Origin of the sequence: Litoribaculum gwangyangense, assembly GCF_039543505.1 — a bacterium.
Taxonomy (GTDB): Bacteria; Bacteroidota; Bacteroidia; order Flavobacteriales; family Flavobacteriaceae; genus Litoribaculum; species Litoribaculum gwangyangense.
The window spans coordinates 617578-629737 of record NZ_BAABJW010000001.1; the positions used below are offsets into that span (position 1 = coordinate 617578).

A 12160-nucleotide genomic window follows, 5' to 3' on the forward strand; every position below is an offset into this window, starting at 1 on the left:
ATTTGGCTACTTTACTATATAACAATGAAATTTAAGCCATCTTTTCTATTAGTAGTCATTTGTATATGTTTTGTTACAAATAGTTTTTCTCAAAAAGGAAAATATCCTATTCAAAATGGGTTCAGTTTAACGGGTGGTATTACGCAGTTTGATATTATAACAGATAATTTTTCCACTAAATCTTCTAATGGATTTTTAGGAGGTATGTCTGCCACTGTTGATATTCCATTACGTTGGTATAATGTGAGTTTTGGCATGCAGCTCTCGGAAAGCACTATTGAAATATTGGGAAGACCTACTCTAATTAGTACCGAAGACGCTTATATTAAATACAAACTATTTGCTGCGCAAGTGGCCATGTTATTGCACATAAAAGCCATTCCAGATTATTTTTCCATAGATATAGGCCCTATGGTACAGTACAATGGAAAGCTAGAATTTAAAGACAGAAACCAAGGGGAGTTTTACATAAACAATTACACTAACTTAACCGCACAGGATATTACCAATATTTCTCAATTTAATTTGAATGGCGCTGTAGGCGCTTCACTAGGAGTTAAAAATTTTAAGTTGAAAGCCCAATATATTTATGGTTTTACCAATATTTTAAAGAAGCTAGAAAGCCAGAATTTAGATACTACCGGAGGTAATGCCCGTTTTAAAGGAAATCAAAGTATGTTGTTTTTAGGGGCTATGGTCTCTTTTTAGAATTTTCTATAAAGTCTTATTTGTTACCAAAACGTTCTTTAGTTCCCTTTAAAGTTTTTCTATAATATTTATCATTTTTAACAAATAAAAGCTCGCCATATTTCCCCTTTTTTATACTAGAATCTACGCCAAAAATTTTATTATCAAATAAGCTAACCACTCTGTCATTAGAACAATGTCCTACTACAATATGTTCTGATTTTGTAATATTTAATATTTGGGAAATATCCATATCATCTAGACCACCATAGAAATAACCACGATACCAAATTAAACCATTACCCCCATAAAAGGTTTCGTAAAAGCCTGAGGACCTCATTTCTGTTTTGTCCCTTTCAATAGAGGCTCTCATGAGATTGTTTATAGTTTCAATATTGAAATCATTTTGAGATAAAAACTCTTTGGAAATTCCTCCATGAACAAAAATAGTGTTGTTTAGTTTAATTATTGTGGGTTTTGAACGAAGCCATCTACCTAGAACAGTTTGTTTTCCATATAACTCATCATAATCTACGTTTAGCAATCTACAGGTTATTTTATACTTATTGTTAAGGTATCTTAAGTCTTTATGAAGCACCATGTACTCATGGTTTCCAAGCAATAAATGTACTCTACCTCCTTTTCTCTTAGCTTCTTGTTCAAGTTTATAGACCAGTAGAAGCATTTCATTTACTTTATCTCCTCTATCAAATATATCACCAACAACAACTAAATGCCCTGTACCAAAACACCAATTTAAATTTTTATCAATAATTTTATTGTTTTTTAAAATTTCAACGGCTAGGTCATATTGTCCATGAATATCACTCAATGCAGCAATTTTTCTAACATTTTTATATATTTCTTTGTTTGGAGAAAACGAAGTGTTATATAAACTAGTGTTTATCGTATCAGTAAAAACTTTACCACTAACTATTGTCTTTTGTATTAATTTATTGCTCTCAATAAAAACATAAGGACCATCGTTAATCGATGAATACAATATGTTTTCTTGTTTCGATAGATCTTGAGAGGATACTTTCAAAATGGACAACAAGAAGAGTTGTATGTAAAAGAGATTTTTTAGCATATAGCTATATTTGGGGTCAGAAAATCATAAGGCATTTAAAGCAGCTGTCAATCGGTTAATCGTTTCGTTTTTCCCAATTAAAAACATGATTTCAAACACATCAGGACCTTGTAGTGAGCCCACTAAAGCTAAACGTAAGGGCATCATGACTTTGCCAAAACCTATGTCATTATTGGTAATCCAACCTTTAATATCGTTTTGTAAGGCGGTAACCGTAAAATCATCAATATGCAAAATAAGGTCTTTTATTTTATTAAGGATGTCTGCGGTGTCTTCTTTAAACGCTTTTTTTGAGGCTTTTTCATCATAAGTGGATGGCGCCACAAAAAAGTAATGGCTTAACTCCCAAAAATCATTCACAAACGTAGCACGTTCTTTTATTAAACCAACAACTAAAGCCATGTATTCGGTATCTATGTCAATAAGTTCAGGACGTTCTTTTTTAAAAGCTTCAGCCAGAATTTGATTATCCTGCTCTTGCATGTAATGGTGGTTAAACCATTTAATCTTATCGGGATCAAAACGAGCACCAGATTTATTGACCCGCTCTAGTTCAAAAGCCTTTATCAATTCTTCTAGATTAAAAATTTCCTGCTCAGTTCCCGGGTTCCACCCTAAAAATGCTAAAAAGTTTACCATAGCTTCAGGAAAATAACCGTCTTCCTTGTAGCCTCTTGAAACTTCGTTCGTTGTTGAGTCTGTCCATTGCAATGGAAAAACAGGAAAACCCATTTTATCGCCATCGCGTTTGCTTAATTTGCCTTTTCCAGTGGGTTTTAAAATAAGTGGTAAATGTGCAAACTCGGGGGCTTCCCACCCAAAAGCTTTGTACAATTGGTAATGTAATGCTAAAGAAGGCAACCATTCTTCACCCCGAATTACATGGGTAATTTCCATTAAATGGTCATCTACAATATTGGCTAAATGATAAGTGGGCATACCATCACTTTTAAACAACACTTTATCATCTAAAACATTGGTATCAATTTTAATATCGCCTCGAATAATATCTTTTAAATGTAAGGTTTCGTTTTTTGGACTTTTAAAACGAATCACGTAATCTTCACCAGCATCTAATTTTGCTTTTACTTCTTCGGCGCTAAGCGATAAAGAATTACTTAATTTTAGGCGATTGTGCCAATTGTAAATAAAAGTTTTTCCTTTTTCTTCATGGTCTTTTCTGTGAAAATCCAACGTCTCAGCAGTATCAAAAGCATAATAGGCATTACCCGAAGCAATTAATTCATCGGCATATTTTTTATATAAATGTTTGCGTTCGCTTTGTCTGTAAGGCCCAAACTTTTCGTTTTTACCTGGTCCTTCATCAAAAGGAATTCCACACCAATTTAAAGCATCAATGATATACTGTTCTGCACCTTCAACATAGCGGTTTTGGTCGGTATCTTCTATTCTCAAAATAAAAGTTCCCTGATATTTTTTTGCAAATAAGTAATTGAATAGCGCCGTACGTACGCCACCTATATGCAAAGGACCTGTTGGGCTTGGTGCAAAACGCACACGAACATTTTTTGTCATGTTTAGTTAAATTTGTGCAAAGATACAATTAACAGCTAATTAAGATAATGGTACAAAATAAAATTGTAGTTTAGTAAGTTAAATAACCCAAGTTGAACCATTTTAAAAACATACAAGATAAATTAGAGGCTTTCATTCGAAGGTATTACACTAATGAACTGCTTAAGGGCGCTATTTTGTTTTTTGCTTTAGGGCTTTTATATTTTCTGTTTACTTTATTTATTGAGCACGTTTTATGGCTAAACACCACAGCCAGAAGTATTTTGTTTTGGTTGTTTGTTGCTGTAGAATTAGGGTTATTGGTTAAATTTATTTTTATTCCTTTAGCTAAGTTATTTAAGCTTCAAAAGGGTTTGAATTATGAAGATGCTTCCAAAATTATTGGTCGCCATTTTCCAGAGGTTAATGATAAGTTGTTAAATGTACTTCAGCTCAACCAAAATCAATCCAAGTCAGAATTATTATTGGCAAGCATCGAGCAAAAAGCATTGGAATTAAAACCCATACCTTTTAAATTAGCGATCAATTTTAAAAAGAACTTAGGCTATTTAAAATATGCCGCCATTCCTATTATCATTTTATTAATCACTTTTATTACCGGAAACTTTAATTGGTTTAGCGATAGTTATGAGCGTGTTGTGCATTATAAAACGGCTTATGAACCTCCAGCCCCATTTCAGTTTTTTGTGGTTAACGAGAATTTAAACGCTATTGAAAACAAAGATTTTAAATTGATTGTAAAAACCGCAGGGGATATTACTCCAGAAAGCGCTCAAATAATTTACAATAAAGAAACGTATTACATGCAGCAAAAAACATTGGGAGAGTTTGAGTATGTTTTTTCTAAACCAAAAGAAGCTATTCGTTTTCAGTTAACAGCTAACAATGTAACTTCAAAGCCTTACTTTATTAATTTGGTGGAAACACCCTCAATATTGGATTTTGAGATGGTTTTAGACTATCCAAATTATACCAAAAAACGAGATGAGGTTTTAAAAAGTACAGGAAATGCGTTAGTGCCAGAAGGAACTCGTGTTAAGTGGCAATTAAAAACCAAATCAACCGATGAAGTGTTTCTCTATGCCAAAGATACTGTGTGGTTTCTATCAGATAAAAAAGGGGTTTTTGAGGCTTCAAAACAACTTTTCAATAATTATAATTACACCTTAAGCACAAGCAATAAAAACTTAAGTAATTACGAAAACTTAGAGTTTAGTATAGACGTGGTTAAAGACCAACACCCAGAAATCAATTTAAAAGTTGTGCAAGATAGTTTGGATTTACAAACACTCTATTTCTATGGACAGTTAAATGATGATTATGGATTAAGCAAGCTTCAGTTGGTGTATTATCCTTCCAACAATGAAGAAAATAAGCAGTTTGAAAACATATCAATACCTCAATCAAATATTGCCGAATTTATTACTGCTTTTCCAAATAACTTGAATGTTGAAGCTGGTGTCCCTTACGAATTATATTTTCAAGTGTTTGATAATGATGCTATTAACAATTACAAAAGCGCAAAAAGTAATGTGATAAGCTATAGAAAACGCACTAAAGAAGAAGAAGAACAAAAACAGTTGCAGGAACAGAGTAAAACGATTAAGGATTTTAATAAATCTTTAGAAAAGTTTAACGAACAAGAAAAAACCTTAGAGGAAATTACTCAAACCCAAAAGGAGAAATCAACACTTAATTTTAATGATAAAAAGAAATTGGAATCATTTTTTCAACGCCAGAAGCAGCAAGATGAAATGATGAAAAATTTCAATAAAAAATTAAAAGACAACCTTGAAGATTTTCAAAACGAGAATCCAAAAGAAGATACTTTTAAGGAAGATTTAAAAAAACGTCTTGAGGAGAATGAAAAGAAACTGGAACAAGACGAAAAACTTTTAAAGGAATTAGAGAAACTTCAAGAAAAAATAAATAAAGAGGAGTTAACCGAAAAACTTGAAGAATTAGCGAAACAAAATAAAAACAAAAAACGTAGTTTAGAACAGCTTGTTGAATTAACTAAGCGTTTTTACGTCGAAAAAAAGCTTGAAAAGCTTAAAGAAGATTTGATGAAACTGTCCATAGACCAACAAAAGTTATCGAATGAAACCGACGAAAAAAACACCAAGGAAAAACAAGATGAATTAAACAACCAATTTGGGGATTTTAAAAATGAAATTGAAAACTTGGAAAAGGAGAGTAAAGCACTCAAAAAGCCTATTGATATTCCAAGGGACAAGCTAGATGAAAAAGAAGTAGAGAATGAACAGAAAAAGGCTTCGGAAGAGTTGGAAAAAAGTCAAGAAGAAAAGGCCATAGATAAACCTGAGAAGCAACCCAGTGATGGTGAAAAGCAGAATATAAAAAATGCTCAAAAAAGCCAGAAGAAAGCAGCACAAAAAATGATGCAAATGTCTCAAAAAATGCAAAGTGCCATGCAAGCTGGCGGTGGTGAACAAATGCAGGAGGATGTCGAAATGCTTAGACAAATTCTAGACAACTTGGTATTGTTTTCTTTTGATCAGGAAACACTCATGAATCAGTTTAAAGACATTGAAGAGGACAATAATAAATATGCCAATTATTTAAAGAAGCAAAACAATCTACGAGAACACTTTGAGCATATCGATGATAGTCTTTTTGCAATTTCTTTAAGAAACCCAAAATTATCAGAACAGGTCAATAAAGAAATCTCAGAGGTTTACTATAACATTGAGAAAGCTCTAGATTTACTTTCTCAAAATCAAATGTATCAGGGTATATCTAACCAACAATTTACCATAACAGCAGCAAATAATTTGGCTGATTTTTTAAGCGATGTTTTGGATAATATGCAAGAAAATATGAGCATGTCTGCTGGCAATGGAGGTCAAGGTGATATGCAATTACCTGATATTATTTTGAGCCAAGAGGAACTTAATAAGATGATGGAAGAAGGTATGAAAAACAGCCAATCTGGAAAACCGAAAGAAGGAGAAGGTAAACAAGAAGGGGAAGGTGAAAAGGAAGGTGAAAAAGGCACCAAACAAAATCAAGGTAAAAATGGAGCGCAAAAGGGTGAGAATGGTAAACAGTCTGGAGAAGGAGAAGGCACCAACGAAGACCTTAATGGCCTGTTATACGAAATATACCAACAGCAACAACAATTACGCAATGCTTTACAAGATAAACTTTCCAAAGAAGGAAAAGGTGGCAATGGTGAAGCTCTGGTTAGGAGAATGGAAGAAATTGAATTGGACTTATTGAATAAAGGATTCACCAACCAAACCCTACAAAAAATGATGGCGTTAAAACATCAATTGTTAAAGTTGGAAAATGCGACCTTACAGCAAGGTGAAGATGATAAACGGCAATCGGAAACAAATAGAAATAAATTTAACAATAAAACTGTAAATCAAATTCCAACTGCAAAACAATATTTTAACACTACTGAAATTTTAAATAGACAAGCATTACCTTTGCAACAAGTTTATAAAAAGAAAGTTCAAGAGTATTTCAAAACAAACAATGATTAGCTTTAATTACGATACCGATTTCATACTTAATAATGAGGAGCGGATTGCTAAATGGATAGAGAAAGCGGTTGAAGCCGAGAACTTTAAGTTAGGTGATGTTAGTTATGTTTTTTGTGATGATGATGAATTACATAAATTAAATCTTGAATTTTTAAAACATGACACCTTAACGGATATTATTAGTTTTGATTACTCTATAGGAAAAGTAATACATGGTGAAATTTTTATTTCAGTTGATAGGGTAAAGGAAAACGCAAAAGATTTTAATGTATTGTTCGAAGAAGAATTACTTAGAGTTATTATACATGGCATTCTCCATTATTGTGGATATAAAGACAAATCAAAAAAGCAAGTTGAATTGATGAGAGAAAAAGAGAATCACTATATAAACCTTCTTTCTTAAAATACCAGAATTCATTTATATTTGCAAACTCAAAGTATAAAGTGTTCCACGTGGAACATCAAAGAAATTAAAAGCAAGTTATGTTTAACGATGTTTATGATGTTATAGTTGTTGGTGCCGGCCATGCTGGAAGTGAAGCCGCTGCTGCTGCTGCCAACATGGGAAGTAAAACTTTGCTTGTTACCATGAATTTGCAAAACATTGCGCAAATGTCTTGCAATCCAGCTATGGGCGGTATTGCTAAAGGACAAATTGTTCGTGAAATTGACGCTTTGGGCGGTTATAGTGGTATTGTTTCTGACACCTCTGCCATTCAATTTAAAATGCTTAATAAATCAAAGGGCCCTGCTATGTGGAGCCCAAGGGTTCAAAGTGATAGAATGCGTTTTGCGGAAGATTGGAGATTGCTTTTAGAAGGCACTCCGAATCTTGATTTCTATCAGGAGATGGTATCTGGTTTATTGTTAGAAAAAGACAAAGTTGTTGGAGTTAAAACATCTCTTGGGGTTGTTATAAAAGCTAAATCTGTGGTGCTTACAAACGGCACGTTTTTAAATGGTTTGATTCACATTGGTGATAAAAATTTTGGTGGAGGAAGAGCAGGAGAAAAAGCTGCAACAGGTATTACGGAACAATTGGTTGATTTAGGATTTGATTCAGGAAGGATGAAAACTGGTACGCCTCCGAGGGTAGACGGTAGAAGTTTGGATTATTCTAAAATGATTGAGCAGCCTGGAGACGAAAATCCTGAAAAATTCTCATATTTGGACATTACAAAACCTTTAAAGCAACAACGTTCCTGCCATATGACATATACTAGTGAAGTGGTACATGATTTGCTACGTGAGGGTTTTGATAGATCGCCTATGTTTAATGGCAGAATTAAAAGTTTAGGGCCACGCTATTGTCCTTCAATTGAAGATAAGATTAATCGTTTTGCAGATAAAGACAGACATCAATTGTTTATTGAACCAGAAGGCTGGAATACGGTTGAAGTGTATGTAAATGGGTTTTCAACATCATTACCAGAAGATGTACAATTCAAGGCCTTAAGATCTGTTGCTGGTTTTGAAAACGTTAAGTTTTTTAGACCTGGTTATGCGATTGAATATGATTATTTTCCACCTACTCAATTAAAGCATACTTTAGAAACTAAGATTATTGAAGGGTTGTATTTTGCGGGTCAAATAAATGGAACAACGGGATATGAAGAAGCCGCTTCACAAGGTTTGATGGCTGGAATAAATGCTAGCTTAAAAGTGCAGGGCAAAGAACCTTTTACTTTAAAACGGGACGAAGCTTATATTGGTGTTTTGATTGATGATTTGATTACAAAGGGTACTGAAGAGCCTTATCGAATGTTTACCTCTAGGGCAGAGTATAGAACTCTGTTACGACAAGATAATGCGGATTTAAGATTAACACCAAAAGGATATGAACTTGGTTTAGCTTCCGAAAAGCGCCTTAAAAGGATGAAAGAAAAACACGAAGCTGCTGAAAAATTCGTTGAATTTTTTGAAATCACTAGTGTAAAACCTGAAGAGATTAACTCGGTTTTAGAGAAAAAAAATTCTGCAACAGTAAATCAATCTGGTAAGTTATTTAAAATATTTGCGAGACCAAATATTGATATGGATGATATTAGAAACATTGAATCTGTAGAGGCCTATATACAAGAAAACAATCTGGATAGGGAAGTTATTGAACAAGCAGAAATTCAAGTCAAATATTCTGGATATATAGCTAAAGAAAAGAATAACGCTGATAAACTAAGCAGGTTAGAGTATGTAAAAATTCCAGAGAATTTCGACTTTTCACAAATCAAATCTATGAGTTTTGAAGCGAGAGAGAAGCTTAAAAAAGTTCAGCCAAAAACCGTTTCTCAGGCATCTAGAATTAGTGGGGTGTCACCAAATGATATTTCCGTTTTGTTGGTTTATATGGGGAGATAGTTCAAAAACGTTCCACGTGGAACATCAAAGTATTTTTTAAAATATACACAACTTGTGGCAAAGGACAACCCAGAAAAAATTTATTTAACTTTAAATGATTATTCCGTATCGGGTGAAGAATTTCAGCTGGTGGAAAATTCAGAATTCGGGTTTTTAGAAACCACACCCCAACCAGCATCAAATAAATTATCATATTATTACAAAAGTGATGACTATATCTCACATACCGATTCTAAAAGAAATTTTTTCGAAAAAGGGTATCATCTTATTAGAAAAGTTTCTTTAAAAAGGAAATTAAATTTAATCAATAAATTTTCCAATGAAGGTAAAAATTTGCTGGATATCGGTTGTGGAACAGGAGACTTTTTATTAACAGCCCAACAAAATAATTGGAAGGTTTTAGGAATTGAACCAAATGAACAAGCAAAAAAGATTGCAAATTCAAAAACAAACAATGCTGTTTATAATGTAGATCAACTTTCTAAATTAGATGAATTTAGTTTTGATGTGATAACGCTTTGGCATGTTTTAGAACATTTGCCAAATTTGGAAGATCAATTAAAAGTTTTCAAAAAATTATTAAAACCAAAAGGCACTTTAATCATTGCGGTTCCCAATTATAACAGCTTTGATGCTAAACATTACAAAAACTTTTGGGCTGCTTATGATGTTCCTAGACATCTTTGGCATTTTAATAAAAAATCTATTTCAAAATTGGTTTCAAAACAATATATGGAAATCCATAATATAAAACCTATGTGGTTTGATTCCTTTTATGTGAGTTTGCTTTCAGAAAAGTATAAAACTGGAAAAATGAATTTCTTAAAAGGATTTTTGATAGGTTTTATATCAAATCTTAAAGCTTATGCAACAAAAGAGTATTCTTCGCTTATTTATATCGTGAGAAACACTTAAAAATTAATTTAAGCTCTTTATTTCAACAATGATCATTCCAACAATATTTTGTATTGCGGCAGAAACAAAAGTCGTTTAAATCGCCTCTAAAGAACCTCCTTTTAATAATTATTTATTATAGTACTTTGGCTTTTCTATAATTTTTTATTATGGAATAAAATCAAAGTAATTCCATTCGGAGTTTTAACTTACTTTGTTACATTTGTGCGGGTTAAAAAATCTTAAAAAAACGAAAATATAAACCAATGAAGAATATAATTTATGTTGCCTTATTTATGCTAGTGTTATCGTCATGTGAAAAACCAAACAAAATTGGATTTATAGATAACAGTAAAGTAATTAACGATTATCAAGAGAAAAAGGATATTGAAGCTAAGTTTCAATTAAAAGATGATTCTTTTAGAAAAAGAGCCGACAGTATTGGAAGAGCATTCCAAACAGAGGTTCAAAGCACACAATTGGTAGCTCAAAAATCCTCAGTTAAAAAACAACAAGAGTTAATGGGTGGCTTACAACAAAAACAACAACAGCTTCAGCAACAAATGCAAATGGAGCAACAACAACTAACTCAAGAGTTTCAAACAGAGATAGATTCAGTTATTGTAAAAGTTAAAAACTTCGTTAAAGATTACGGAAAATCAAATGGATATAATTATATTTTAGGAACCAGCGATGGTACTTCAAATGTACTTTACGGATCTGATGAAAACGATTTGACACAAATCATTTTGGACTCTTTAAATGCAAATTATAAGAAATAGATGTAGTCTATTTTATAAAAATTATCAAGCTAGCAATCTGCTAGCTTTTTTTTGTAAAAACAGATTCGAATATGTATTACTTTAGGAATTTTAATTTGATATGGAAACCAAGAAATTACAGCGCATAGCCTTAAGTACATACTTTTTTTTGTCTGGTTTGTGTTTTTCATCTTGGGCATCCAGAATACCTACTATTAAAGATATTTTCAATTTAAATGATGCTCAATTAGGCTCGCTTTTAATAGTGATGCCTGTAAGCGCTTTGTTGGGTACTATTGCTTCGGGGTGGTTGGTTTCCAAGTTTGATAGCAGAGATCCTTTGGTTGTTTCTTTCATTTTTTTCGCACTATCATTAATTGGAGTTTCACATGTGAAAACCACTTTGTTGCTTATTATTTTATTAAGTGCTTTTTCAATTTTTATGCGTATCCTAAACATTGCCATGAATGCACAGTCAATCTCACTTCAAAAGCAATTTCAAAAGAAAATTGTGGGTTCTTTTCACGCACTATGGAGTTTAGGGGGTGTAATTGGGCTTTTATTTTCTACAGCAATAGTAAAAGCAAACATTTCTATTCAAATTCATTTAACAATAATTGGTATAACAACCATCTTAGGCTCATTGACAGCATATAAATTTTTACTAACTAATGATAAATCTAAAACAGGAAATAAGTTAATTTTTGGTAAACCAGACACGTTTATTCTTATTTTAGGCTTACTCATTTTTTGTGCGGCTATTTGTGAAGGTGGAATTTATGATTGGAGTGGGATTTATTTCAAGGAAGTCGTGAAAGAAGACATATTTACCTATGGGTATTTGTTATTTATGATATGCATGACTACATCTAGATTTTTTATCGACAGTCTGTTGGACAGATTAGGAATGCCTAGCATATATATTTTGAGTGGAATATTAATTTCTTTCGGAATTTTGTTGGCTATTTTATTTCCGAATTTTTGGAGCGCAATCATTGGCTTTTGCCTGGTAGGAATAGGCGTTTCCCCAATTTTCCCAATGACATATATTTTGGCTGGAAGGTCTAAAAAATATTCACCTGGGATGGCCATTTCTATTGTAGGGACTTACTCCATTGTAGGCATGTTTATTGGGCCTCCTTTAATTGGCTTCCTTTCTCACTCTTTTGGTTTGCAAAAAGCCTTTTTCATATTTGTTTTTTGTGGATTAATGTTTATACCAATCTCCCAACTATTTTTCAAAAAAGAGAAAAACAGTATGAATTAAATATTTACCGAAAGTTTAATTCATAAAACATTGTTTTTCAATTAATTAAGAAATAAAT

At 32.5% G+C, this 12160-nt stretch carries 9 protein-coding genes; 7 read left to right on the plus strand and 2 right to left on the minus strand.

Going from position 1 to position 12160, the window contains the following annotated elements; translation table 11 throughout:
• Positions 1–24 precede the first annotated feature (24 nt).
• The gene (locus ABD963_RS02680) at positions 25–708 is read left to right on the plus strand and encodes a hypothetical protein (RefSeq protein WP_345275391.1); all 684 of its coding nucleotides are present in this window, start codon (positions 25–27) and stop codon (positions 706–708) included.
• Positions 709–724: 16 nt separating this feature from the next.
• Here the strand turns inward: ABD963_RS02680 and ABD963_RS02685 are convergent, their stop codons facing one another.
• On the minus strand, positions 725–1777 hold the full coding sequence (locus ABD963_RS02685; RefSeq protein ID WP_345275392.1) for a metallophosphoesterase: 1053 nt from the start codon (positions 1775–1777) through the stop codon (positions 725–727).
• A gap of 24 nt (positions 1778–1801) precedes the next feature.
• Positions 1802–3313 (minus strand): glutamate--tRNA ligase, encoded by a 1512-nt coding sequence (gene gltX / locus ABD963_RS02690; RefSeq protein WP_345275393.1) that lies wholly within the window; start codon positions 3311–3313, stop codon positions 1802–1804.
• Positions 3314–3405: 92 nt separating this feature from the next.
• Here gltX and ABD963_RS02695 point away from each other — a divergent pair, with 92 nt between their 5' ends.
• From ABD963_RS02695 to ABD963_RS02720, 6 genes are all read left to right on the plus strand, one after another.
• Positions 3406–6825, plus strand: coding sequence for a hypothetical protein (locus ABD963_RS02695; RefSeq protein WP_345275394.1), 3420 nt, complete (start codon positions 3406–3408; stop codon positions 6823–6825).
• Positions 6818–7228, plus strand: coding sequence for an rRNA maturation RNase YbeY (gene ybeY, locus ABD963_RS02700; RefSeq protein ID WP_345275395.1), 411 nt, complete (start codon positions 6818–6820; stop codon positions 7226–7228). Before ABD963_RS02695 ends, ybeY begins: the two co-directional genes overlap by 8 nt.
• 80 nt (positions 7229–7308) lie before the next feature.
• Positions 7309–9180 (plus strand): tRNA uridine-5-carboxymethylaminomethyl(34) synthesis enzyme MnmG, encoded by a 1872-nt coding sequence (gene mnmG / locus ABD963_RS02705; RefSeq protein ID WP_345275396.1) that lies wholly within the window; start codon positions 7309–7311, stop codon positions 9178–9180.
• A gap of 54 nt (positions 9181–9234) precedes the next feature.
• Entirely contained in the window at positions 9235–10095 is an 861-nt protein-coding gene (locus ABD963_RS02710; protein WP_345275397.1) for a class I SAM-dependent methyltransferase, read from the plus strand.
• Between the two features lie 245 nt (positions 10096–10340).
• Entirely contained in the window at positions 10341–10856 is a 516-nt protein-coding gene (locus tag ABD963_RS02715; RefSeq protein ID WP_345275398.1) for an OmpH/Skp family outer membrane protein, read from the plus strand.
• A 100-nt stretch (positions 10857–10956) separates the two neighbouring features.
• Positions 10957–12102 (plus strand): MFS transporter, encoded by a 1146-nt coding sequence (locus ABD963_RS02720; RefSeq protein ID WP_345275399.1) that lies wholly within the window; start codon positions 10957–10959, stop codon positions 12100–12102.
• Positions 12103–12160: the final 58 nt, after the last annotated feature.

What these genes read in the sequence shown, in the direction of transcription:
- ABD963_RS02680 (WP_345275391.1), top strand. Translation starts at nt 25, where the DNA reads ATGAAATTTAAGCCATCTTTTCTATTAGTAGTCATTTGTATATGTTTT.
- ABD963_RS02685 (WP_345275392.1), bottom strand. Translation starts at nt 1,777, where the DNA reads ATGCTAAAAAATCTCTTTTACATACAACTCTTCTTGTTGTCCATTTTG.
- gltX (WP_345275393.1), bottom strand. Translation starts at nt 3,313, where the DNA reads ATGACAAAAAATGTTCGTGTGCGTTTTGCACCAAGCCCAACAGGTCCT.
- ybeY (WP_345275395.1), top strand. Translation starts at nt 6,818, where the DNA reads ATGATTAGCTTTAATTACGATACCGATTTCATACTTAATAATGAGGAG.
- mnmG (WP_345275396.1), top strand. Translation starts at nt 7,309, where the DNA reads ATGTTTAACGATGTTTATGATGTTATAGTTGTTGGTGCCGGCCATGCT.
- ABD963_RS02715 (WP_345275398.1), top strand. Translation starts at nt 10,341, where the DNA reads ATGAAGAATATAATTTATGTTGCCTTATTTATGCTAGTGTTATCGTCA.
- ABD963_RS02720 (WP_345275399.1), top strand. Translation starts at nt 10,957, where the DNA reads ATGGAAACCAAGAAATTACAGCGCATAGCCTTAAGTACATACTTTTTT.